The sequence below is a fragment of the Mesorhizobium sp. WSM1386 genome (assembly GCF_055901595.1).
The window spans coordinates 2,896,031-2,917,936 of record NZ_CM148373.1; the positions used below are offsets into that span (position 1 = coordinate 2,896,031).

Here is a 21,906-nt window from a genome sequence, read left to right on the forward strand (position 1 = left end):
GGCACCATGGCGAGTGATGACGAAGACATAGAAGGACTGGATAGCAGTCCCTCTGTCCGGCAGCAGCTAAACTACCCATTAGATGATGTAATGGTGCGAAGTGAAACTCGGACCGTCGCGGAAATTATGAAGCGGGTCGAAAACGGCAGGTACATAATGGACCCCGACTTTCAGCGTGACTTCGTCTGGCCGCCCGACAAACAGTCCAAGTTGATCGAAAGCTGCGTGATGCGCATCCCGCTTCCTGTGTTCTATGTCGCGGAAGGGGAGGACGGCAGGGTAACCGTGGTTGACGGCCTACAGCGACTATCAACGTTCCGTGCATTTCTGAGCAACAAGCTAACCCTAAAAGGCTTAGGTTCTGAACATCCGCTTGAAGGATTGCGCTACAATGACCTGCCCATCAACATTCGAGAGCGCATCGAGGATACGCAACTTACGTTATATATCCTTGACAAGAATGCGCCAGAAGCTGCCCGTCTAGACATTTTTGAACGGGTCAACAGCGGAGTGCCGTTGACAAGGCAGCAAATGCGGAACGCTCTATATAGTGGCCAAGCTACACGTTGGATTGCCAGTCGCGCGAGCAAGAATCCATTCCTGCGGGTGACGGGCGGCTCACTTGCGACAAAGACCATGAGAGATCGTGAAGCGATCAATCGCTTTTGCGCCTTTTCTCTGTTTGGCCCATCCCTATACGTCGGCGACATGGACGAGTTTCTAGCCGAAGCGCTTAGGACGATGAACAAGCTAGACGAGTCCATGCTTGAAAGTCTCCGCGTGACTTTCGTGACGTCAATGATTCGCAACGAGAAGCTGTTTCAGAAACACGCGTTTCGCAAGTCGTTGATCTACGCACCGTCAGCCAGCCGGAGTGTCCTTAACATCGCGCTGTTTGACGTAATGTCTGTGATTGTTGCGCGGATAGAAGATGATCAATTTGAAAGCCAGCAACGCTTTATAAAGGCCGCAATCGTTGATCTGTTAAATAATGAAGAGTTTTCAAATTACATAACATACTCTACGAACAGCACATTCCAAGTAAAAGGCCGCTTTCGATTAGCCGAAGATGCGCTGGAAGTTTATCTCCCATGATAACTCAATTATCTCTCCGCAATTTCAAGTGCTTTTCTGATTTTCAGTTCGAATTGAAAGCGCTAACCGTTCTCACGGGATACAATGCCTCTGGAAAATCTACCTCTATACAAGGTCTCTTGCTTCTGTCTCAAGCGCTGCGGGCAGGGCCTGATGTGAATTCTATTGCACTCAATGGCGAACTCGTGCGGCTAGGTTCGTTCGCCGATATTTTCAGAATCAATTCAAATGAATTGATTGAGATTGGGATCGGGAGTCAATTTGGCGAGGAAGTCCGCTGGACTTTAGGCCAAAGCGAGAAGCTGGATAAGCGCTTTCTCGAAGTGCGAGATTTGGTTCTTAGACAAGAGGGGGGCAGCTACGGCCCGGAACGTCTGCGTAGAGTTTGGCCGGCAGGCAGGCGAGCAAGACAACTTATGAAAGAAATTCGTGAAGTCATATATATCAGTGCTATTCGCAAACTAGAAGATTCCGCGTTTTCGCCTCCAGAGGACGCGAAGTTGATACAAGGAAATGTCGGCACGCATGGGGAATTTGCGCCTTGGTGGTTCGCTCGAATGGCTGATGAAATACCCGATGCTGTCCGCCGGCATCCAACCGAAAAAGGCATTACCGTCAGATCGCAGGTTAATGCTTGGCTTCAGCATTTGTTTCCGGGGGCAGCGGTAAACGCTGAAACGTTGGTTCCCACTTCGCTGACTGCGCTTTCTTTTGCGGTTGGCAGATCAAACCTTTGGTTGCGGCCATCAAATGTTGGGTTCGGTCTGACCTACGCACTGCCAATTCTGGTTGCGTTAGTTTGCGCCAAGCCCTCTCAATTGATCATCATTGATAGTCCCGAGGCTCATCTCCACCCTCGTGCGCAGTCCCTTTTTGGCAAGATGCTCGCTCATTTCTCAAATGCGGGTCTCAGAATTGTAGTGGAGACCCATAGCGATCACGTTCTCGCTGGGGTGCGAGTGGCCGTGAAGAACAGCCAAATTCGGCCCGATGACGTAAACGTATATTTCTTCGACGGTGGGAACGTGGAGGCGGAGAGACCTAGTGTGAATCTGATCCAGATCGACAGAATGGGAATGATTGAAAGCTGGCCAGCGGGATTTTTCGATCAGAGTGAACAGGATTTGGCAACTCTAAGCGGCTGGAATTGAGTTGCGCGCGTTTTTCAACGAACTGTCACTTGATGGACAATTCGCAACTTCCGACGGAGTTCTAGACGCCTTTAGGACGCTTATGCGTGTTCGCGTCCAGCGACCTATCTTAGCACGAGGACTCTATTGCTCTCGCTCTTTGCCAACTGTGAGCGGCGTGGCGGGAGAAACAATTGCACAGTCCCTCTCACGCCTGTCACGGGACGAGAAAAACTCGTTGTTCCTATGGTTGGCGAACCAAGGGCCGTTCATCGACGACTCGCGAACCGCTGAGGGTGATGACCTCTTTTTCTACGAGAACTTCGACGTCACCGATCAGGGTCTTGGCGAGGCCGCTAGAAGACACAAGTCGGGGGTACCAGCTGTGTCTTACAGTTTCTTCCCGGGCCTGACCCGCCAGTTTGATTCTTCTCCGCTGGCCATTATCCAAGGCTGGGACGAAAACATTATTTCACAGATCGACCTCCAGAATTTCTGGGATGCGCGTCTACTGGCTGATGCTCTGGCTGAGGCTCAACCAGAACCGGGCAACTGGGTAGAACTCGTCGCGCAAGCAAGACAGATGTTTCCAAATTTATGCATTGCAGATTACATTGTTGAACGGCTGGGCCGAACACCTTATTCATTGGGTCTTTCGAAAAATATATTCGATTTACTGAAGGTGCTGAACGATATAAAGGGTGAAATGGATGCGCAAGGCAATGTTTCCGATGCCGGGGTCGATCTCATGCAGCAATATTTTGTCGGTGAAAATGCATGGTTTAGCGACGAGTCCGACCGAAACAAGGATGATTTCTCAGCTGATATGACGTTTCGGGACCCGATCACTGATCAAAAGCTGACCTGCTATTGGCATGGCAAAATACAGACTCCACCATTCAGGGTCCACTTCGAATGGCCAGTTAAAGATTTCCTTAATGGAATTAAAATTTGTTATATAGGGCCGAAAATATCAAAACGATAATATCATATATGTGATAACTGGACGATGGTGCCGCAAGGCTAGACCTACATCTAAGGCGTAAGTGATTGGCCCACCGCTGCTGGCTGTCGCGCCAGAAGGGCGCCTCGTTGCCTGCATCATGGAAGCGCACACCTTGTAATCCGCTCAGCAACGCGCGGCATCGGATACAGACTCTTTTCCGTATTCGCGCCGTTCTCGTGGCTGCGGCGTAGGCTAGATACTTGAGTTCACTATATTTGGTTGAGCGGCAGCTTTCCGGAACCGCCCACTGCGTTGTGAACGGCAGAAATTGGGCGCAAAGCAGCCATTCAGGATCAGCCCTCGCTGCGGTCGTTCTCCGGCACCGGCTAATGGTGGATCTGGCCTTCGAGGGCGCCGTCTCACGCATTGCGGTCGACAACCGGCATGCCCGCAGCGTCTACTGACAAGGCATCCGTGCTTCGTGTAGAGTTCCGCCGAAAGCGACCGGAAGGACATCAAGGTGAACGAAGCCACCCCAAGACCACTCGCCGAGATCGCCAGCTACCACGCCCACATCTACTACGCCGGGCACACCGAGCGGCAGCATGCCGAATGGCTGCGTCTTCGTATTGGCGAACGGTTTCGCGTGCGCCTGGGGGCCTGGCATGACCAGAAGGTTGGGCCGCATGAGCAGGCGATGTTCCAGGTCTCGTTCGCCAACGAGGTCTTCGCTTCGCTCGTGCCGTGGCTGATGCTGAACCATCGGGGCTTGAGCATCCTCATCCACCCGAACACGACCAACCCCAAGCGCGACCATCTGGTCGATCCGGTCTGGATAGGCCGGCCGCTGGGGGTGCATGGCGATGTCCTGCCGGACGAGCATGAGGCGGAAGAGGCGCTGGAGCCCAATACCGAGCCGTCGCTCAAGGCATAGCGTTTTCGCTCTTTGCTCTGACGCAATTCTCTTGGGAAAGCGCTACGCGTTTTTCCCGGGAAAACCGCTCACACTTTCCTGGAATTGCTTCTGGAGCAGTTCACCGTTAGACAGAACCGGTGAACTGCTCTAACTCTTTGTTTTAAAGCAATTCCGGACGGAAAACCGTTTCACACTTTTCCTGAAATTGCTCAGTGCACCACCGCCCGCAGCCGCTCGCGCAGCTCCCTCGGCGCCACGTCGTACCGGCTCTTGAAGGCGCGGGAAAAATGCGCGCTCGAATTGAAGCCGCAGGCAAAGGCGATTTCGGAGATCGAGACCGAGGCGCGGGCGGGCGACAGCAATTCTTCCTTGCTGCGTTCGAGCCGGCGGTCCCAGACGAAGCGTTCCAGCGTCGCGCCTTCGCCTTCGAAGGCGCGGTGCAGATAGCGCCGGGAGCAGCCCATGTGGCGGGCGATATCCTGCGCCGACAGGCTGCTGCGCGCCAGGTTGGCGTCGATATAGGCGACGATGCGCTCGCGCAGGGCTTCGAGCGGCGAGCGGCGGAATTCGGGCGCCAGCGGCTTGGCCTGGATCAGGCCGTTGACGAGCTGGACCAGGCTGTCGCCGACGCGCCGGCTGCCGGCCTCGTCGAGCTTGTGCGCCTCGCCGATTGCCATCTGCATCAGGCCGGAGACGATGTGGGTCAGGCTGTCGCCGTTGCCGGGCAGCGGCAGCGGCGCTGAGAGGCGGGCGAGTGTGTCGTCGCCGAAGGTCGAGCGTGGCACCTGCAGGATGAGCTGGTCGACATCCGAGAGGTTCTGCAGGGAATAGCTGCGCACCGGGTCGTAGATAACAGCCGATTGCGGGCCGAGGTCAACGGCGACCTGCTGCTGCTCGAAGCGGCTGCGGCCGCGCCGCTGCACCAGGATCTTGATCGCGTCGGGATCGAAGCTGCGCCAGAACAGCCGGTCGTTGACCACAAGATGCGAATTGGCCTTGATCTCGGACAGCCGGCAGGCGCCGAGGTTGACCGAGACGAGCTGCGGGATCGAGGGCACCGTGCCGCGCGAGAAGCGTTGGGTGATCGGGCCGAACAAAAGGCGCGATGTCGACAGGAAAGCCTCGCCGTCGGCGACGCTCACATGGTGGGCGTGCATTCTAGTTTCCTCCTCCAACAGCCTTCCGTTCTTGTCACGGGCCCGTCTTGGCGCGGGATTGTGGCTCGGTGTCATGCCCGGATGCAACGACCAACAACTTAACATGATAATTATCTCGGCCGCAATGGCACGGATGCATGCCAGCCAGTCCCGCAAATGGTCGGCTATTCGATCTAATTTCTTTGCAAGCCGTTAATTTGGCCGTGCTGTTAATAAGTTCTTTCTAATGCATGTCGACCGGAACCGCGCTGCGGTTTCGGGATAAGGACATGCGTAAAACTGATTGGTTTGGCGCGGGGTACGCAATGACCAAGAATCTCGGCAACGCACGCTATGTGCCGCCCAAGGACACGAAAGCTTCCTTCCTCAGCAAGGCGGCGCCGGCGCTGTTTCCGCTCATCGTGGCGGCGCTGGGTTACATGATCGGGCGGCAGTTCTTCGGCATCTAGACCGCAAGCCTTGGCCGAGGGCATCAGGCGCCGGTCTCGGTTGCCGCCTCCTCGGCTTCCGCTCGCCTGACGCGCTCGCTGGCCAGGAGCACGACCGGGCAGGCGACCGCAGCCAGCACCGCCGTGGCGGTGTCGCCGAAGAACAGCTCTTGGCCGGGCCGCTGGGTGACGCCCATCACCACCATCGCCGCACCCTTGGTCACCTCCCTGGCGATCGCCTTGTCCGGCGTGGCGCGGGTGCGGATCGCGGTGTCGACGGCGACGCCGTAGCGGTCGGCGAGATCGACGACGTCCTTCAGCACGGCCTCCTCGCGGCGATGCGAAACCGAGCCCGGCCGACTGCCCTTGCGGACCTGTGAGACATAAAGAACCTTGACGCGGGCGCGATGCGGCCGCGCCAAGGCAAGGGCGAAATCGGCGGCGCGCCGTGCGACCTCGGTGCCGTTGACCGGGACCAGTATCGTGGTGCCGGCGCGCAGCATCGGCATCTTGCCGGTGGATCTGGCGCCATTCAGCACCAGGCAGAGCGGGCCGTCGAAGCCGCTGGTGATGTCGTTCAGCGCGCCGCTGAAGGTGGCTTTGTCGGTCAGTGCGTTCTCCAGCCCGACCAGCAGGAGGCCGTAGCCCTTGCGGGCTTCCGTCGCGATCGTCTCGGCGGTAGCTTCGAGCTCGGTGCGGGCCGTGAGGTGGACCTTGTCGACGGGCGTGTCCTCGGCCTTTCTGACGGCCCTGGCGCTTCTGGCCGCACCCTTCTTGACCTCCCTCGAAGCCCGTTCCGGACCCTTGTCGCGGACAGCGCCGGGCAGTTGCCCGCCCTCGAGGTGGAGAAGCGTGGTCGGCATGCCGCTGCCGCCGCCGACAAGGCCGGCGAGATAGGCGGTGAACTTGCCGGCCGGGCTGTCGTCGACCAAAAGCAGCAACCGTTCCAGCCTGGAGACGAAGCCGCGCTCGTCGAGCAGCTCGCGGTCGACGCGCTGCTTTTCGGCATCGCCGACGGGCAGCCGGCCAAGCGCCCAGCGCAGCATGGGCGGCATGGCAAGCGTGGTGATGACGGCCATGGTGACGATCATCGTGAACAGGTTGTGGGACAGGATGTTCATCGACAGGCCGATGCTGGCGACGATGACCTCGGTCGAGCCGCGCGCGTTCATGGCGCTGCCGACGGCGGTGGCTTCTTTCAGTGACATGCCGGCGAAGCGGCCGCCGATGAACGCGCCGCCGAACTTGCCGACGCTGGCGATCACCACCAGAGCCAGCGTCAGCAGCGCCAGCGTCGGATCGGCAAGCACGGTGAGGTCGGCGGACAGGCCCGCCATGCCGAAGAAGATCGGCATGAACAGCGCGGTGATGACGCCGCGCAGCTGGCTCTCGATGTGGTCCGACAGGATCGGCGATTCCCCGACCAGTATGCCGGCGACGAAGGCGCCGAGCACGGTATGCACGCCGATCAGGTTGGTGATCAGCGCCATCACGCCCATGATGATGAGGATGACGGTGATGACGGCGTATTCGCTGCGGAAACTGTCATTGCTCCAGCGGATCAAGGTGAACACCAGGCGGCGGCCGATGGTGAAGGAGAACACCATGAACAGCGCCACTTCGGCCACGGTGGTGATGAGCGGCAGCACCTGCAGACTGCCATTGGTGGCGATGCCGAAGGTGACGGCGATGATCAGCCAGCCGATGGTGTCCTCGATGATGGCCGAGGAGATGATGACCTGGCCGAGATTGCGGCGCATGAAGTTCATCTCGCGCACCACCATGGCGACGATCTTGACCGATGAGATCGACAGCGCGGTGCCGAGGAACAGGCCGGCGACGATGCGCTGCGTCGGATCGGGCAGCAGCGAGCCCGGCAGCACCTGCGCCAGCGCAAAGCCGCAGGCGAAGGGCACGACGATGCCTGACATCGAGATCGAGAAGCAGGCGGCACCGACGCGGCGCACGAGGCGCAGATCCGTCTCCATGCCGGTCAACAGCAGGAGGAGCAGGATGCCGAGCTGCGAGACGGCGTCGATCATGCTCTTCTGCGCCGGGTCGGTGGAGAAGATCAGGTGCTGCGCGCCTGGCCATATCAAGCCGAACAGCGAAGGGCCAAGCAGGATGCCGCCGATCAACTGGCCCATGATCGCCGGCTGGCCATAACGCTGGAAGATTTCACCCAGCCCACGCCCGACCAGCAGCAGAAGCACGATCTCGGCGACGAACAATCCTTCCGCCGAGCCGCCCATGCCGGAGGCGTGACCGGCCGGCTGCGCGGCCCAGGCCGTGCCCGCAAAGGCAAGAACGGCGAACGGGATGAGAATGGCAGGGAGAAATCTCGCTTGCGGGCAGTGCCTGGTCATCCAACCCCTCAACGCGGATCAAGTCGCACGCATTGCCCATAAACGTGCAATGCAGTGCAAGGTTGCGACGGGGGGGGCCAATCTGTTTGGGCAAATGCCGACATAGGCGGCAAGCTGCGGTCGCCCGTCACAATATGGGGAGAAAGACGCTATCGCGGATTGTTTCGCCAATTGTCGACGTAGGCCGCGACCAAGCGGCTAGCCCGACTTTTTGGCGCCGTCCGGCAAAGCCTCGCCTGGAGGCGGCTCCCAGCCGAAGACGCTGCGGCCGCCGAGCTGGTGCGACTGGTCGAACTCGCCGGCGACGATTTCCTTCAGGCTCGGGCCGGTGACGTAGCGCTCCAGCCGCCGCGCCTGTCCGTCGAGCCGCTGCAGGGCGCCTAGCTCTTCCTCGTTGCCGAGCTTGGCCTTGCGCACCGCGGACTTCATCACCGCGATGGTCTCGTCATAGACTTTCAGCGGCACCGGGAAGGGGTGCCGGTCCTTGCCGCCATGCGCAAGCGAGAACCGCGCCGGATCGGAGAAGCGGCACGGCGCGCCGTGCACGACCTCCGCCACCATGGCCAGTGCCCGCACGGTGCGCGCGCCGACGCCGGGCACCAGCAGCAGTTCGGGAAAATCCGCCGGGCCGCTCTCGATCGCCGCGGAAATATTGCCGTGCAGGCGGCGCATGACGATATCGCTTTCACGCACATCATGGTGGGCGGGCATGATCAGGTTGGGCAGCATCGGCTGGGCGGTGACCGGAGCCGCCGGCGGTTCGATGGCCGCGAATTCACGCACGATCCTGTCGGGGCCGAGCTGGCGCAACAGGTCGAGCTGGCCGCTGCGCGAAGCCTCGGCGCGGTGGTCGGTCAGGTTGACGATCTCACCCTGGCGTCTGCCCTCGATCGCCGCATGCGGCTCGTCGACGAAGCTCTTCAGGCCCTCCGAGAGCCAGTGGTAGCGGCGCGCCAGCTTGCTGTCGCCGTTCATGCCTTGCTGGACGACCACCCAGCGGCTGTCGTCGGTGACGATGAAGCCGTGCAGATAGAGATCGAAACCATCCTGGACGGCGGCGCTGTCGACCTTGGCGACCAGCCGGCTGGCGGTGGCCAGTGCCGTGCCGTCGATGCCGACGCGCTCCCCGATCATCTCGAGCTCATGCGGGGTCTTGCGCGAATGGGTGCCGCGGCCGCCGCAGACATGGACGCCGAGTTCGCCCGACAGCGGCGTCAGCCCGCGCTTCAGCGCGCCGATGACGCTGGTGGTGATGCCGGAGGAGTGCCAGTCCATGCCCATCACCGCGCCGAAGGACTGGAACCAGAAGGGATGCGCCAGCCTGCGCAGCAATTCGTCGCGGCCATAGTGATGGATGATCGCCTCGCACAGCACCGCGCCCAGGCGCGTCATGCGATCGCCCAGCCATTTCGGAACCCGTCCGCCAGGCAGCGGCAGGTCGGCGCTGCCGCTTCGCTGTGTCACTTCGTTTACGTCTCCCTTGGCCGACGAGTCGCGCCGGCATCCATCGAACTAGATGGCATCGGCGCTGTATTTTACAAGCTGAGGTGAACATGCCGTTCGGATATTGATTCAGGATTTCTGCCCATCCAGCTGTTCGGCAATAGTCTTTGCGCCCTGCTTCAGGCTAGACATGCACGTCGCCGAAGGACAGTTCGCCATCATCCCCGGGTGTCAGGAAGGCCGCGGCGAACAGTCCGGCATAGAGGACCGCGATCGCCACTACGATGACATATCCCGGAATCGGGCCCAGGGCCGCAGCGCTGACCGTTTGGCGCAGAGTGCCGACGAAGCCGGTCGGAACGCCTTGGTCGATCAGGCTCGGTGTCGAGAGTTTGAGTATCCAGGCGAGCAGCAGGATGAGCATCATGTGGATGTAGTTGCGGCGCAAACGACGCGCCAGCGCGACACGCTGCGAGACGAGGAATTTGGGCGCCCGCAGGCTTTCACCGAGGATCAGCAGCCAGTCGGACGCGAAGTCGGGCTGGGGCGAGAAGATCTGTGCGAAATAGTGTCGCTCGAACTGGCGCACGCGGGCACGATAGACATCGAAGAAACGGTAGCGCCGCGCCTCGATCCACAGCAGCAGCAGGACCAGCAGCATGGCGAACAGCAGGACGCCGTGATGTGCGCTGGCCGTCGACAGCGACACGGACAACATGGCCGCGACTACGGTGATCGCCCAGTTGCTGGTGCGGTCGATGCGGTCACGCCAACCGGCCATGCGCGCAATTTCGGCGCGGTGGAAATGGGACATCACGGTAACCAGCTCGCCCGGCGACAGGGACCTGCCGATGGGCGTTGCCGGGGCGTCGTTCATGGGGTTCCTCCGACCTGGATAGAACGTCTTGAAGGCGATCTCGTTCCGCAACCTCACGGCGTCCGCGCGGGGCGATTCGCAGGCGCGTAATCCTGCGGCGACAGTATGGATTCGCCGCCGGATTCGCGCCCATCGACAGGCCCTTGAGAGTCCCTCCAACCTTCGGCAACATGGCGGCAAGGTTGGGAGCGCTGGAATGAACAATCCTATTTCCTCTGTGTCGCCGCGCAAATCGGCCCAGCGCAAGGCGCCGATGGCGCTGACCGAGGCGCTGGTGGCCCGTACAATGCGCGTTGTCGAGGATGCCGGGCCGACGCCGGGCATGGTCTACATGACCGACGCCGACTATGCGCGATTTCGCGACGAGATCCTGGGCTCGGCACCCGCCGGGCCGCTGAAACTGTTCGCCTACGGCTCGTTGTTGTGGAAGCCGGCGGGAGAGGTGCGGGGCGGTGAGCGGGCAGTGGCGCGAGGCTGGCACCGGTCGTTCTGCTTCACGGTGCAGCGCTTTCGCGGCACGCTCGAGCAGCCCGGCCTGATGATGGCGCTCGACCGGGGCGGCCAATGCCAGGGCATGGTGTTCGAGATCGCCGAGCCTGTAGCCGACAATCTCGAAGCGCTGCTGCGCCGCGAGATGACCATCCTGCCCGCCGTCAACGTGCCACGGAGGCTGCAGGTTATAACCGGGGGTGGGGTGAGCCAGGCGCTCGGCTTCGTCGTCGATCCCGCCAATCCGCGCTATGCCGGCAAGCTCGACAAGTCTGAGGTCGCGGCGACGCTCGCCAGGGCCGTCGGCCACTGGGGCTCGGGAGCCGAGTATCTGTTCGAGACGATCCGCCATCTCGATGCCTGCGGCATCCGCGACCGCAATCTGTGGCAGTTGCAGGAACTGGTGGCCGACGAGATCGGGCGGGTCCATCTCACTCTATAGGTTCCGCCGGCCTTCCGGGTGCTACACGGACCAGAAAATCTCTAAAATTCTCCGGTTGCCGGCCAGTAAGGGCCGTGAAGTCAACGGAGGTCGCGGCATAGCGGCCCTCCGCGATGGAGGCGCACATGCTGGAGAAAGCTCGCGGCCATGGGTCTTCGAGACGCGCCGATGCCGAGGCGAGATAGTCGTCGAGGGAGCAGGCGCGGTAACGCATCGGCCGTTCTGCCACTACGCCATAGCAGGCGGCGATTTCGTCAAAGTCCAGCGCCCGCTCTCCGGTGATCGTATAGAGCGTCGGCGATTTGTCCGGTCTGGCCGCCGCCGCGGCAACCGCCGTCGCGACGTCATCGCGCGAGATGGGCGTTACAAGCCCCTGTCCGGCAGGCAGCAACAGTTCGCCGGATCCTCGAGCGGGTGCGAGCCAGGTGTCGAGGATGAAATCGCTGTAGAGACCGCAGCGAAGGATGGTCGAAGCCAAGCCGCAGGCGGCGAGCCCGCGCTCAGCGTCGCGGTAGGCTGGCGCGTAATAGAAGGGCGACGCCTCGCCGATGTCGACGATGCTGGTGAAGGTGATGTGACCGACATCGGCTGTCCGCGCCGCCTCGATGGCGTTGGCGTGATGGCGCATCACCGTGTCCGCGTCGCCATCGCTCGAAATGAGGACCAGTTCGTCGATGCCGGCGAAGGCGCGCTTCAGCGTGGAGACGTCCTCATAGTCGCCGACGCGCAGCGTTGTTTCCGTGGGCAGGCGTCGTTGCGCGGCCTGGGCGTCGCGCACAAGCGCGGCCACCGCGTGGCCAAGCAACGTCAGCCTCGAGACGACGTTGCGTCCGACATGGCCGCTGGCTCCGGTGACGAGGATCATTTTCGCCGCTCCAATCTTGCGCCTCTCCAAATCCGCACTTGACGAACATATATCCCCGCGGTTATACGTCAACCAATAGCCAATGGGTTATCGATTGCGAATGCCGGACGCTCACGACATGCTCTTCAGGACGCTCGCCGACCCGACCAGGCGGGCGATCTTCGAACGCCTGTGTCGGCAGGGCGAGCAGACCGTGGGGGCGCTGACGACGCAGTCCGGCGTCTCGCAGCCGGCGGTGTCGAAGCACCTTGGCGTGCTGAAACAGGCCGGGCTGGTGCGCGACCGCCATCAGGGCCGCCAGACGCATTACAGCGCGCAGCTCGGGGCGCTGGCACCGCTGATGGACTGGACACGCCAGATGGCGGGGTTTTGGGAAAGCCGGTTCGACGATCTGGAGGATTTGCTCAAAAGGATGGACCAGTGAACGATCGTGCCGAGGAGACCCGCACTGTCGTCGTCGAGCGGCAGATTTCCCATCCGCCCGAGAAACTCTGGCGCGCGCTGACGCAACCACATCTGATCGAGGAGTGGCTGATGAAGAACGATTTCAATCCAGTCGTCGGCCATCGCTTCAACATCAGCGCCGATTGGGGTGGCGTGCTGGATTGCGAGGTGCTTGCCGTCGAGCCGCACAAGACGCTGTCCTACACCTGGAATCTGGCGCATCACGACCCGGCCTTCGATCTCAGAAGCGTGGTGACCTTCACGCTCACCCCGACGCCGACGGGAACCCATTTGCGCATGGAGCAAGCCGGCTTCCGGCCCGAGCAGAGGCGTGCCTATGGCGGCGCCAAGATGGGTTGGCCACAATTTTTCGAGAAGCTGGAACAGCTTCTGGATCGGACGGACTGAGGTCCGCCGGTCAAATTGAAAACCACAGCTGATTTCACAGGGCGGTTCGCCGCCAGCAAAACCTATGGAGGAAGACGATGAAGATCAAATTGACCAGCATCTACGTGGACGACCAGGAAAAGGCGCTTGCCTTCTATACCGGTGTGCTCGGCCTGACCAAGAAGGCCGATTTCAGCAACGGGCCGTTCCGCTGGCTGACGGTCGCCTCGGCGGACGAGCCCGAGGGCACCGAGTTGCAACTGGCGCTCAACGACCAGCCGGCGGCCAAGGCCTACCAGCAGGCGATGTTCGAGCAGGGCCAGCCGGCGGTCATGTTCTTCACCGACGACATCAAGGGCGACCACGAGCGCATCGCGGCGAACGGCGGAACGTTCACCATGCCGCCGACCGAGGTGACCGGCTCGACCATCGCCAAACTGAACGACGGCTGCGGCAATCTCGTGCAGATCACCCAGTTGGCGCGCTGGTAAGGCGTCCTATTTCACGTGTTTTTCAAGGGAGGTAATCTTGGACTGGAGCAAATGGATCAGGCAAACGCATCGCTGGTTGTCGATCATCTTCACGGCAACCGTCGTCGCCAACTTCGTCACCATGGCGTTCGGGCAGCCGCCTGCCTGGGTGGTCTATTCGCCACTCCCGCCGCTCTTCCTTTTGCTGTTCAGCGGCCTCTATATGTTCGTGCTGCCCTATGTTGCTAAGACGCGCAGCGTGCAGCGTGCCATCGGATAGGTCCGCGGATAGGACAGGAAGGCATGGCAAAGTCGACCAAATCCGCCAAGGCAGAGCCGAAGCTGCTTTCGGGCGGCAACCCGCAGATCGCCAAGGGTTATGGCGACGCGCCGGTGCAGGCCTATATCGCGGCCATGCCGGGCTGGAAGCGCGAGGTGGGAGAGCGCCTCGATGCGCTCATCGAGCGCGCGGTGCCCGGCGTGCACAAGGCCGTCAAATGGAACTCGCCGTTCTACAGCGTCGAAGGCGAGGGTTGGTTCCTGAGCTTTCATTGCTTCACCCGTTACATCAAGGTGGCCTTCTTCCGCGGCCTGTCGCTCGATCCGGTGCCGCCGGGCGAATCCAAGAGCAAGGACACGCGCTATCTCGACATCCATGAGGACGATGCGTTCGACGGGGCCCAATTCAGCGCCTGGGTGAAGCAGGCCAGCCAATTGCCTGGCGAGCGCATGTGAGTACTCCAGGGCATTTCCGGCGAAGGTCGCCTCCAATGCCCTGTCTTGTTGTTCTACGCAATTGCGGATGCAAAACCGCTGCACACTTTGCCGGGATTGCTCTATCCATCGAAGCTCGGAGGAGAAACGACATGACAGACACCGAGATGCAGGACGGCAAATCTCCATCCCAGCTGATAGACGGCAGGATCGAGGAACTCGGCGACTGGCGCGGCGAGATGCTCGGCCGGCTGCGCGCCCTGATCCGGCAAACCGATCCCCAGGTGGTCGAGACGTGGAAATGGCGCGGTGTCCCGGTGTGGGAACATGACGGCATCATCTGCACCGGCGAGACCTACAAGAGCGTCGTCAAGCTGACCTTCGCCAAGGGGGCTGCACTGCCCGATCCGACGCGCCTGTTCAACTCCAGCCTCGAAGGCAATACACGACGTGCCATCGATTTCCAGAAAGGTGAGGAAGTGGACGAGGAGGCATTCAAGGCACTCGTGCGCGCGGCGATCGCCTTGAACAAGTCCAAGGCCACAGCCAAACGCTAGACATTTCGATGCCGGATTGAGTCAGAGTCCGGCTCTAGCCCTTTGTTCGGACGATATTTTCCCCAAAGCCGGATGGTATCGCGTGGGGAGGGGCTGTCATCCGTCCCGCAGCCACACCAGCATCTCTCCGGGCTCACGGTTGTCCCAGGCGAAATAGGGGATGGCGGTCAACCGCGTTTCGACGCTTGCTGGCGGCTTCGAGCGGTAGAGCCCGTCCTGCCAGCCGGCGTCGGCTTGTGCCGTGGCTGAAAGCGTCACCACGCCGCCGAGAAGCCCGGGCTGATCATGCGCCTCTATATCTGCCGTGCGCGGCAGAGCGAGGCGGTGCAGCCGGGTCTCATTGTCCGTCGCCTCGACGCAGTAGATCAGCGGTCCGCGCGACAGCGCGACGCGACCGGCATCCTGCCTGACCTCGGGGTTGGCGTAGAGCCGCTCGATCGGCATTTCGAGATCAAGCCGGACGCTATCGCCCTTCTTCCAGACACGCCGGATCGCGGCATAACCGTCGTTGGTCACGTCAGCGAGGTCGATCGCTTCGCCATTGACCCGGAGCGCAGCACTGCTGCTCCACGCCGGGATGCGCAGGTGCAGGTTGAACTCCACCGGCGCTTGAGGCTCGAGCGTGACCTCCACGGCGCCGTCCCAGGGATAGCGGCTCGCCTGCGTCAGGCTGACAGCTACGCCACCAATGTCGAAGCGGGCGGTCGAGTCGCCGTAGAGATGAACGGCAAGTGCGTCATCCGCCAGACTGTAGAAATAGCTGCCGATCGAGGCGACCATGCGCCCGATATTGGGTGGGCAGCACGGGCAGCGGTGCCATTTCCATCTGTTGTGCCGGCCCCGGCTTTCCAGCGGATTCTCGTAGAAGAACAGCGAGCCGTCGAGCGACAGACCCGAGATGGAACCGTTGTAGAGCGCGCGCTCCATCATGTCGGCATAGCGCCTGTTCGGTCCCATGCCGAGCATGCGGCTCGCCCAGAACACCAGGCCGACCGCCGCGCAGGTCTCGGCATAGGCGCTCTCGTTGGGCAGGTCGTAGTCGCTGGTGAAACCCTCATTGTGCGCCGACGGTCCAAGCCCGCCGGTGATGTAGAGGTTTTTCGTGGTGAGATCGTCCCACAACCGGTCGAGCGCCACCCGCAGCGTGTCGTCGCCATATTCGGTGGCGATGTCGGCCATGCCCGAATAGAGGTACATGGCCCGCACCGCATGGCCGACGACCTTGTCCTGCTCGCGCACCGGAATGTGCGACTGATTGTACTCGTAGGTCTTGAAATGATAGGCTTTCGGGTCGGCGCCGCGGGCGCGCGCTTCCTCGTCGAAATAATGCGGCTGCTGGCCGCGCTGGTCGATGAAGTATTTCGCCAGCTCCATATATTTTTGCTCGCCCGTCACCCGCGCCAGCTTGACCAGGGCCAGTTCGATCTCCTCATGGCCGCAATAGCCCTTTTTCTTGCCGGGCTCGGGTCCGAGCACCGAGGCGATGTGGTCGGCATAGCGGCACATGATGTCGAGTAGCTTGCGCTTGCCCGTCGCCTGGTAGTAGGCAACCGCACCCTCGATCAGGTGCCCGGCGCAATAGAGTTCGTGGCAGTCGCGCAGGTTTGTCCAGCGCTTGCCGGGCTGGATGCGTTGGTACCAGCTGGAGAGATAGCCGTCCTCTTGCTGGAGCTTGCCATACATATCGATGACGGCGTCGATCTTCTTCTCCAGCTCTGGGTTCTTGCGCCGGTAAAGCGAATAGGCAGCGGTCTCGATCGTCTTGCCGAGATCGGAATCCCAAAACATCTGCGTGGTGACCGTCGAACCGGTGAACTCGGCGCCCTGGCGGTCCGCTTCGTCGGGCGAGGGCGAATGGAACGGAATCACGACGCCGGGCGAGGGGCGGTCCGGGTCGATCTGCTCCAGCATGCGGGCTTCGACGCAGCGCTCGTAGAGGATCTCGGCGGTGCGCTTTGCCACCGCGTCGGCGCGATCGCCCCAGAAGCCGTGCACGTCGACCTGCGGCACCGGCAGCGGACGGAAGGCGAGCTTCGGGTTTCCGGTTTTTACGGATGGCGATGCGGTCATGAACTTACTCCATTACTCTTTCGATTGTTCGACGGCCCCGGCCGTCAGGCGACTATTTGACGGCCCCGGCCATCAGGCCGCGGATGTAGAAGCGTTGCAGAGCGAGGAAGAGGATCAGGCACGGCACCATCATCACGGTAACGCCCGCCTGCACGGCGCCCCAGTCGATGGCGCCGAAGCGGCCCGACTGAAGCGCGGTCATCATCACCGGCAGCGTGAATTTGGATTGGTCGGTCATCAGCACGAGCGCGGCGAGGAACTCGTTCCAGGCGCCGAGAAAGGCAAACAGCGCGATGGTGACGACGCCCGGCCAGACCAGCGGCAGCATCACCTTGACCAGCATGGTGGCGTTGCCGGCCCCGTCCATGCGCGCGGCCTCCTCGATCTCGCGCGGCACCGCGTCGAAGGCGTTGCGCATCATGAAGATCGAGAACGGCAGTTGCAGCGTCACATAGACGCCGACCAGCCCGGTCAGCGTGTTGTGCAGGCCAAGCTTGGTCAGCACCAGGAATATCGGCGTCAGGATCGACTGGAACGGGATCATGATCGTCGACAGGATGAGGACGAAGAACAGGTCCTTGAACGGAAAGCGGAAGCGCGAGAAGCCGTAGCCGGCCAAGACGCTGACGATGACCGACAGCACCACGGTCATCACCGAGACGTAGATGCTGTTTTGCGCCGAAGCCCACAGGCCGTCGCCGAAGGAGTTGAGCGTGGCGTAGTTTTCGAGCGAGAAGCCCGTGGTCGGCCATGGCGGCAGCGGCGGCAGGCGTGCTTCGGCGGCCGGCTTGAAGGCCGACAGCACGGTCCACACGATCGGCGCCACGAACAGCACCGAGGCGAGGATGCCGGTGGAGTGCCTGGCCAAGCGGGCGGCGAGCTTGCCTCGGCCTGATATTGCCTGCGCCATCAGTCGAGCCCTTCCGGCTTGCGCAGCAGCCAGAGCTGGATGAGGCTAAGCGCCACCAGGATCACCAGCAGAACCATGGACAGTGCCGCGCCATAGCCGAGCTTGAACGAGACGAAGGACTGGTTGAAGATCCAGTAGACCGCCGTCAGAGTCTGGTTGCGCGGGCCGCCGCGCAGGATGATGTAGAACTGGTCGAAGGCGAGGATCGAGCCGGCGACCGACAGGATCAGCGCCAGCGCCAGCGTGCGGCGCATCAGCGGCAGGGTGATCGCGCGGAAGCGGGCGAACGGCCCGGCGCCGTCGATGACGGCCGCCTCCTGCAGATCCTGCGGGATCGATTGCAGGCCGGTCATCAGGATGATCATGGTGAAGCCGGCGACCTTCCACACGACCATGGCGATGATCGACCAGAAGGCCGGCTGGAAGGTGGCCAGAAGGTTGAACTTCTTGTCGATCAGGCCGAGATCGTAGGCGGCGGGGCTGAACAGGCCGGAATCGACATTGAGCAGCCACGACCAGAGCAGGCTCGCCGAGGCAAAGCCGACGACCGCCGGCATGAAGAAGGCGGTGCGGTAGAGGTTGGTCAGCGGCCGCGGTTTCTCGATGAAGATCGCCAGCGGAAAGGCAATGGCGAAGATCGCGATGGTGACGATGACGGTGTAGTAGCCGGTGAATTTGAGCGCGTTCCAGAACCTGGTGTCGCGCAAGATCGCGAAGTAGTTGTCGAAGCCGATGAAGGAGTGCTCGCCCATCAGCGGCCAGTTGTGCAGCGACATCCACGCCGTCATGCCGAGCGGGATGACGAAGAACACCATCACCAACGCCACGGCCGGCGCGACATAGACGAGGCCAATCCATTGCCGGCGCCCGGCGCCGACCATTTTTCGGGCGCGGGACGGGGCGGTGGTGGGTGTGGCGATGGTTGTCATGTCTGGGCGCCTACTTTTCCTTCTCCCCTTGTGGGAGAAGGTGGATCGGCGCGCAGCGCCGAGACGGATGAGGGGTGCGCCATGGAATGAGGCAACGGCAATTTCGAACCTGTCGCCAAGCTGGAACACCCCTCATCCGACCTCGCTGCGCGAGGCCACCTTCTCCCGCAAGGGGAGAAGGGGGAGCGCAACTTGCGACGCCCCGAACTGCCAATACAAGTAAGTGTTCTCAACGCCTTACTCTGCCATTTGAACGAAAAACGCGCCGGCCGCTCGCCCAGGGAGACAGGCGGGCGGCCGGCAGGCGGCCGCTTACTTTTGCGGCGCCTGATCGATGATCGACTGCATAGTCTCCTGGGCGTTGGCGATCGCACCGTCGACGTCGTCGCCGAAGAAGACCTCGTTGATCATCTGCGTCCATGGGCCATTGGCGGAGTTGATCAAGTCGTTGAACACCACCGAATAGGGCGTCTTGCCCTTGGCCATGGCCTCGGCGGCGATCTGGTAGCGGGGATCGAGGTCCTTCAGCGCGTCCTTGGCGATGTCGCCGCGCACCGGCAGGCTGCCATATTTCGCCAGGATGGTCTGGCCTTCCAGCGAATAGGCGAAGTCCAGGAATTCCTTCACCACCGCGAGCTTCGTGGTGCCCTTGGTGACGACGAAATTGTCGCCGCCGGCAAAGGACGACCAGCCGCCATCCTTGCCCGGCAGGAAGGTGACGCCGTAATCGACATTGGGATACTGGGTGTTGAGCGCGCCGATGGCGAAGGCGCCGGACGGCGAGATGCCGATGTTGCCGGCGGCAAACGCCGCGAAGAAGTTGGCGCCGGTGTCGGTCTGCGCGCCGGCGGGCACCAGATCCTTCTTGACCATCGAGCGGTAGAGATCGATGGCGCCGCGCAGTTGCGGGCTGTCGAGCGTCGCCTTCGAGCCGTCGGCGGAGAGGATATCGCCGCCGGAGGCCCAGATCAGCGGCGTGAAGGTGAAGATGTTGCAGCCGCCGCAATTGCCGGAGAAGTAGAAGCCTTTGATGTTGCCGCCGAGCGCGTTGACCTTTTCGGCGTCGGCGGCGATCTCGGCCCAGTTGGCCGGGCCCTTTTCAGGATCGAGCCCAGCCTGCTTGAACAGCTTCTTGTTCCAGATCAGCACCGATGCGTCGGCCGAGAAGGGCAGGCCGTAAATATGGTCCTTGTAGGTGCCGGTCTTCACATGCGCCGGCGACAGGCTGGAGAAATAGGGCAGGGACTTGGCCCAGTCGGTGATGTCCTCCAACTGGCCGGCGGCGGCGAAGGAGGGCGTATAGATCAGGTCGAGCGACAGCGCGTCGGGCGCGGTGCCGCCGGCGGCGGCCGCACCGTATTTCGGGATGATCTCGGCATTGGGAATGATGTCGAGCTTGACCTGGTCCTTGTGCGCCTTGTTGAAGGCGTCGACGATCCTCGGCATGAAATTCGAGCCGTCGGCGCGCACCCAGATGTTGGCCGTTTCGGCGACGGCGGTGCCGAGGCCTCCGCCCAGAACGGCAGCGGCCAGGGCCAGTTTGGCAATCAGGTTCCTCATGTTCTCCTCCTCCAGGTTGGCCGCTGTCCGCGGCTTGGCGCCGCTCGCGCGGCGCTTCGTTTTCAGCCGTCCATCGGACGGCCGCAGGAATGCCGCACCACCAGCCGGCACGGCAGTTTTCGAATGCCCGGCGCGGCGGCTGTGCCGCCGACCAGTGAAAGCAGGGTCAGCCCGGCCTCGCGGCCGAGCGCGGTCAGGTTCATGTCGACCGAAGTCAGCGGCGGACGCGTCGCTTCCGCCACGATCTCCCAATTGTCGAAGCCGATGATGCCGACATCGCCGGGCACGTCGAGGCCGCGCTCGCGCAACGCATCGATGACGCCGCGCGCGATCTGGTCGTTGCCGCAAAAGACGGCGTCCGGCCTGTCGCTTTTGCCGTCGAACAGCTGCGCCACCGCCTCGTGCCCCCAGGCTTCCGACCAGGAGCCGAGCAGCGGTTCGGTGACCGGCAGGCCGTTTTCGGCGAGCACGTCGCGATAGGCCTGGGCGCGGGCGTGGACCACGGCAAAGCTCGCCGGTCCGCTGACATGGACGATGCGCCGGCGGCCGAGCCGGCAAAAATGCTCGACGGCCAGCCGCGCGCCGCCCGCGTCGTCGGAGACGAAGGCGACGGCGTCGGGATCGGGCTGGGTGAAGGCATAGATCACCGGCACGCGCAGGTTGGAAAGATCGATCGGCAGATGGCGGTCGATGCGCTTGCCGGTGGCGATAATGCCGTCGACGCGCTTGTCGAGCATGGCGTCCACATGCATCTGGCCGAGCCGCGGATCCTCCTCGACATTGCAAAGGAACACCGAGACACCCTTGTCGACCAGCGCGTCCGAAATGCCCGACATCAGCGGCAGCGAGAAGCGGCCATAAGTATCGTTGGTGAGCAGGCCAACGGTGAAGCTTCGGCGCCGAAGCAGGCTCTGCGCCAGGCTGTTGGGGCGGAAGCCGAGGCTGCGCGCCGTCTCGCGGATGCGCTCGCGGGTTTCGGCGGTCATGCGCCCCTGGTCGTTGAGCGCCTTCGATGCGGTGGCGACGCTGACGCCGGCCTGCGCGGCCACGTCACGCAAGGTGACAGGCTTTGGAAAGACCGGAACAGGCTGATCGTCCGATGGCATCGCGCCGAAAATCCTTAGCATGAGAAAAGGTTTTCTCTTACAGGTCGAAACAAAGCACGGTCGATGGCCGAGCTTGATCGGAAATGTTTGGAAAAACCTTTTCTCAAGCCAAGGCTAGGCCAGATTGGGTGAGCGTTCAAGAGGGAAAAAATGGTTGGGCAGGGGCAAGCGCCGCCGCGGATCAAGCCGCGGCGCTGCGGCCTTTCCCGCCGGGTTCGGCGTTGAAGATGTGGAACGGTTCCGGCTGGCACCATCGTTCCATTGGGTCCGTGGCGCCTATTCTTGATTTGGCATGCGGGCGTTCGCGAAAAGAGTGCTATGGAAGTCACGCGAGCATCCGTGCTGCCGATTTTCCCCTGACAATCGAGGCCATCTTCGTGCGTGAACCATCGCTGCTGCCGGTCTTCGGGAAACAGGGCGTCAAGGCGCCCGCCGCCGGGGCGGCGGTGCGAGCCCGGCCGGCGGGTATCATGCCTCGACTGCGCGAGGTCCTGGTCACGCATGGCGGCATGGCGTTGAAGCTGTCGGTCATCGCCTGGACGGTAACAATCCTGGCTGCCGTGTTTTTCTTGATCAAGGGTTGAGGCTCGACAGAGCGGCCGGGC

23 protein-coding genes are annotated in these 21,906 nt (G+C 62.0%); 13 read left to right on the forward strand and 10 right to left on the reverse strand.

Annotation, left to right across the window (positions count from 1 at the left end; genetic code table 11):
- The first annotated feature begins 6 nt into the window (after positions 1-6).
- The 4 genes from AC0NIH_RS14120 to AC0NIH_RS14135 all read left to right on the forward strand — a co-directional run bounded on the left by AC0NIH_RS14120 (position 7) and on the right by AC0NIH_RS14135 (position 4,105).
- Positions 7-1,095, forward strand: a complete 1,089-nt coding sequence (locus AC0NIH_RS14120) for a GmrSD restriction endonuclease domain-containing protein (RefSeq protein ID WP_473467394.1) — start codon at positions 7-9, stop codon at positions 1,093-1,095.
- Positions 1,092-2,246 carry a DUF3696 domain-containing protein gene (locus AC0NIH_RS14125; RefSeq protein ID WP_473467396.1) on the forward strand — a complete coding sequence of 385 codons (1,155 nt, stop codon included), beginning with the start codon at positions 1,092-1,094 and terminating at the stop codon, positions 2,244-2,246. The genes AC0NIH_RS14120 and AC0NIH_RS14125 overlap by 4 nt, the downstream gene beginning before the upstream one ends.
- A gap of 1 nt (position 2,247) precedes the next feature.
- A complete protein-coding gene (locus AC0NIH_RS14130; protein ID WP_473467398.1) occupies positions 2,248-3,210 on the forward strand; it encodes a hypothetical protein in 963 nt (320 codons plus the stop codon).
- 481 nt (positions 3,211-3,691) lie between these two features.
- Complete coding sequence (locus AC0NIH_RS14135; RefSeq protein ID WP_473467401.1) at positions 3,692-4,105, forward strand: DOPA 4,5-dioxygenase family protein; 414 nt, start codon at positions 3,692-3,694, stop codon at positions 4,103-4,105.
- Between the two features lie 191 nt (positions 4,106-4,296).
- On the opposite strand, the gene AC0NIH_RS14140 is transcribed toward AC0NIH_RS14135, so the two are convergent.
- Complete coding sequence (locus AC0NIH_RS14140) at positions 4,297-5,244, reverse strand: helix-turn-helix domain-containing protein (protein ID WP_473467403.1); 948 nt, start codon at positions 5,242-5,244, stop codon at positions 4,297-4,299.
- A 305-nt stretch (positions 5,245-5,549) separates the two neighbouring features.
- Between AC0NIH_RS14140 and AC0NIH_RS14145 the strand changes: the two genes are divergently transcribed.
- Positions 5,550-5,693 carry a hypothetical protein gene (locus AC0NIH_RS14145; protein ID WP_013894220.1) on the forward strand — a complete coding sequence of 48 codons (144 nt, stop codon included), beginning with the start codon at positions 5,550-5,552 and terminating at the stop codon, positions 5,691-5,693.
- Between the two features lie 23 nt (positions 5,694-5,716).
- On the opposite strand, the gene AC0NIH_RS14150 is transcribed toward AC0NIH_RS14145, so the two are convergent.
- The 3 genes from AC0NIH_RS14150 to AC0NIH_RS14160 form a co-directional block, all read right to left on the reverse strand.
- Positions 5,717-8,038, reverse strand: a complete 2,322-nt coding sequence (locus AC0NIH_RS14150; RefSeq protein ID WP_473467406.1) for a cation:proton antiporter domain-containing protein — start codon at positions 8,036-8,038, stop codon at positions 5,717-5,719.
- A gap of 198 nt (positions 8,039-8,236) precedes the next feature.
- Positions 8,237-9,502, reverse strand: a complete 1,266-nt coding sequence (locus tag AC0NIH_RS14155) for a DUF763 domain-containing protein (protein WP_473467407.1) — start codon at positions 9,500-9,502, stop codon at positions 8,237-8,239.
- A gap of 163 nt (positions 9,503-9,665) precedes the next feature.
- Positions 9,666-10,358, reverse strand: a complete 693-nt coding sequence (locus AC0NIH_RS14160) for a DUF2270 domain-containing protein (RefSeq protein ID WP_352710658.1) — start codon at positions 10,356-10,358, stop codon at positions 9,666-9,668.
- A 196-nt stretch (positions 10,359-10,554) separates the two neighbouring features.
- On the opposite strand from AC0NIH_RS14160, the gene AC0NIH_RS14165 reads away from it, so the two are divergent.
- Positions 10,555-11,289, forward strand: a complete 735-nt coding sequence (locus tag AC0NIH_RS14165) for a gamma-glutamylcyclotransferase (RefSeq protein WP_473467409.1) — start codon at positions 10,555-10,557, stop codon at positions 11,287-11,289.
- On the opposite strand, the gene AC0NIH_RS14170 is transcribed toward AC0NIH_RS14165, so the two are convergent.
- Entirely contained in the window at positions 11,279-12,154 is an 876-nt protein-coding gene (locus AC0NIH_RS14170; protein WP_473467410.1) for an NAD(P)H-binding protein, read from the reverse strand. The genes AC0NIH_RS14165 and AC0NIH_RS14170 overlap by 11 nt on opposite strands.
- A 100-nt stretch (positions 12,155-12,254) precedes the next feature.
- Between AC0NIH_RS14170 and AC0NIH_RS14175 the strand changes: the two genes are divergently transcribed.
- From AC0NIH_RS14175 to AC0NIH_RS14200, 6 genes are all read left to right on the forward strand, one after another.
- Complete coding sequence (locus tag AC0NIH_RS14175; RefSeq protein ID WP_013894226.1) at positions 12,255-12,578, forward strand: ArsR/SmtB family transcription factor; 324 nt, start codon at positions 12,255-12,257, stop codon at positions 12,576-12,578.
- Complete coding sequence (locus AC0NIH_RS14180) at positions 12,575-13,006, forward strand: SRPBCC family protein (protein ID WP_473467412.1); 432 nt, start codon at positions 12,575-12,577, stop codon at positions 13,004-13,006. Before AC0NIH_RS14175 ends, AC0NIH_RS14180 begins: the two co-directional genes overlap by 4 nt.
- Positions 13,007-13,083: 77 nt before the next feature.
- Entirely contained in the window at positions 13,084-13,476 is a 393-nt protein-coding gene (locus AC0NIH_RS14185; RefSeq protein ID WP_013894228.1) for a VOC family protein, read from the forward strand.
- A gap of 37 nt (positions 13,477-13,513) precedes the next feature.
- Positions 13,514-13,735, forward strand: coding sequence for a hypothetical protein (locus tag AC0NIH_RS14190; RefSeq protein ID WP_013894229.1), 222 nt, complete (start codon positions 13,514-13,516; stop codon positions 13,733-13,735).
- 23 nt (positions 13,736-13,758) lie between these two features.
- A complete protein-coding gene (locus tag AC0NIH_RS14195) occupies positions 13,759-14,190 on the forward strand; it encodes a DUF1801 domain-containing protein (RefSeq protein ID WP_473467415.1) in 432 nt (143 codons plus the stop codon).
- Positions 14,191-14,321: 131 nt separating this feature from the next.
- Positions 14,322-14,726 carry a DUF1801 domain-containing protein gene (locus AC0NIH_RS14200; RefSeq protein WP_473467417.1) on the forward strand — a complete coding sequence of 135 codons (405 nt, stop codon included), beginning with the start codon at positions 14,322-14,324 and terminating at the stop codon, positions 14,724-14,726.
- A 96-nt stretch (positions 14,727-14,822) separates the two neighbouring features.
- Here AC0NIH_RS14200 and AC0NIH_RS14205 read toward each other — a convergent pair whose 3' ends face one another.
- From AC0NIH_RS14205 to AC0NIH_RS14225, 5 genes are all read right to left on the reverse strand, one after another.
- Entirely contained in the window at positions 14,823-16,796 is a 1,974-nt protein-coding gene (locus AC0NIH_RS14205; protein WP_473467419.1) for a glycoside hydrolase family 127 protein, read from the reverse strand.
- A 52-nt stretch (positions 16,797-16,848) separates the two neighbouring features.
- Positions 16,849-17,706: a carbohydrate ABC transporter permease gene (locus AC0NIH_RS14210; protein ID WP_473467422.1), complete on the reverse strand. Its 858-nt coding sequence runs from the start codon at positions 17,704-17,706 to the stop codon at positions 16,849-16,851.
- Positions 17,706-18,635 carry a carbohydrate ABC transporter permease gene (locus tag AC0NIH_RS14215; protein WP_473467424.1) on the reverse strand — a complete coding sequence of 310 codons (930 nt, stop codon included), beginning with the start codon at positions 18,633-18,635 and terminating at the stop codon, positions 17,706-17,708. Before AC0NIH_RS14215 ends, AC0NIH_RS14210 begins: the two co-directional genes overlap by 1 nt.
- Positions 18,636-18,947: 312 nt before the next feature.
- Positions 18,948-20,195, reverse strand: a complete 1,248-nt coding sequence (locus AC0NIH_RS14220; RefSeq protein ID WP_473467427.1) for an ABC transporter substrate-binding protein — start codon at positions 20,193-20,195, stop codon at positions 18,948-18,950.
- 62 nt (positions 20,196-20,257) lie between these two features.
- Positions 20,258-21,301 carry a LacI family DNA-binding transcriptional regulator gene (locus tag AC0NIH_RS14225; RefSeq protein ID WP_473467429.1) on the reverse strand — a complete coding sequence of 348 codons (1,044 nt, stop codon included), beginning with the start codon at positions 21,299-21,301 and terminating at the stop codon, positions 20,258-20,260.
- An 83-nt stretch (positions 21,302-21,384) separates the two neighbouring features.
- On the opposite strand from AC0NIH_RS14225, the gene AC0NIH_RS14230 reads away from it, so the two are divergent.
- Complete coding sequence (locus AC0NIH_RS14230; protein WP_473467431.1) at positions 21,385-21,885, forward strand: hypothetical protein; 501 nt, start codon at positions 21,385-21,387, stop codon at positions 21,883-21,885.
- Positions 21,886-21,906 lie beyond the last annotated feature (21 nt).

What these genes read in the sequence shown, in the direction of transcription:
- AC0NIH_RS14120 (WP_473467394.1), top strand. Translation starts at nt 7, where the DNA reads ATGGCGAGTGATGACGAAGACATAGAAGGACTGGATAGCAGTCCCTCT.
- AC0NIH_RS14125 (WP_473467396.1), top strand. Translation starts at nt 1,092, where the DNA reads ATGATAACTCAATTATCTCTCCGCAATTTCAAGTGCTTTTCTGATTTT.
- AC0NIH_RS14140 (WP_473467403.1), bottom strand. Translation starts at nt 5,244, where the DNA reads ATGCACGCCCACCATGTGAGCGTCGCCGACGGCGAGGCTTTCCTGTCG.
- AC0NIH_RS14145 (WP_013894220.1), top strand. Translation starts at nt 5,550, where the DNA reads ATGACCAAGAATCTCGGCAACGCACGCTATGTGCCGCCCAAGGACACG.
- AC0NIH_RS14150 (WP_473467406.1), bottom strand. Translation starts at nt 8,038, where the DNA reads ATGACCAGGCACTGCCCGCAAGCGAGATTTCTCCCTGCCATTCTCATC.
- AC0NIH_RS14160 (WP_352710658.1), bottom strand. Translation starts at nt 10,358, where the DNA reads ATGAACGACGCCCCGGCAACGCCCATCGGCAGGTCCCTGTCGCCGGGC.
- AC0NIH_RS14165 (WP_473467409.1), top strand. Translation starts at nt 10,555, where the DNA reads ATGAACAATCCTATTTCCTCTGTGTCGCCGCGCAAATCGGCCCAGCGC.
- AC0NIH_RS14170 (WP_473467410.1), bottom strand. Translation starts at nt 12,154, where the DNA reads ATGATCCTCGTCACCGGAGCCAGCGGCCATGTCGGACGCAACGTCGTC.
- AC0NIH_RS14175 (WP_013894226.1), top strand. Translation starts at nt 12,255, where the DNA reads ATGCCGGACGCTCACGACATGCTCTTCAGGACGCTCGCCGACCCGACC.
- AC0NIH_RS14185 (WP_013894228.1), top strand. Translation starts at nt 13,084, where the DNA reads ATGAAGATCAAATTGACCAGCATCTACGTGGACGACCAGGAAAAGGCG.
- AC0NIH_RS14195 (WP_473467415.1), top strand. Translation starts at nt 13,759, where the DNA reads ATGGCAAAGTCGACCAAATCCGCCAAGGCAGAGCCGAAGCTGCTTTCG.
- AC0NIH_RS14200 (WP_473467417.1), top strand. Translation starts at nt 14,322, where the DNA reads ATGACAGACACCGAGATGCAGGACGGCAAATCTCCATCCCAGCTGATA.
- AC0NIH_RS14205 (WP_473467419.1), bottom strand. Translation starts at nt 16,796, where the DNA reads ATGACCGCATCGCCATCCGTAAAAACCGGAAACCCGAAGCTCGCCTTC.
- AC0NIH_RS14210 (WP_473467422.1), bottom strand. Translation starts at nt 17,706, where the DNA reads ATGGCGCAGGCAATATCAGGCCGAGGCAAGCTCGCCGCCCGCTTGGCC.
- AC0NIH_RS14215 (WP_473467424.1), bottom strand. Translation starts at nt 18,635, where the DNA reads ATGACAACCATCGCCACACCCACCACCGCCCCGTCCCGCGCCCGAAAA.
- AC0NIH_RS14220 (WP_473467427.1), bottom strand. Translation starts at nt 20,195, where the DNA reads ATGAGGAACCTGATTGCCAAACTGGCCCTGGCCGCTGCCGTTCTGGGC.
- AC0NIH_RS14225 (WP_473467429.1), bottom strand. Translation starts at nt 21,301, where the DNA reads ATGCCATCGGACGATCAGCCTGTTCCGGTCTTTCCAAAGCCTGTCACC.
- AC0NIH_RS14230 (WP_473467431.1), top strand. Translation starts at nt 21,385, where the DNA reads ATGTTTGGAAAAACCTTTTCTCAAGCCAAGGCTAGGCCAGATTGGGTG.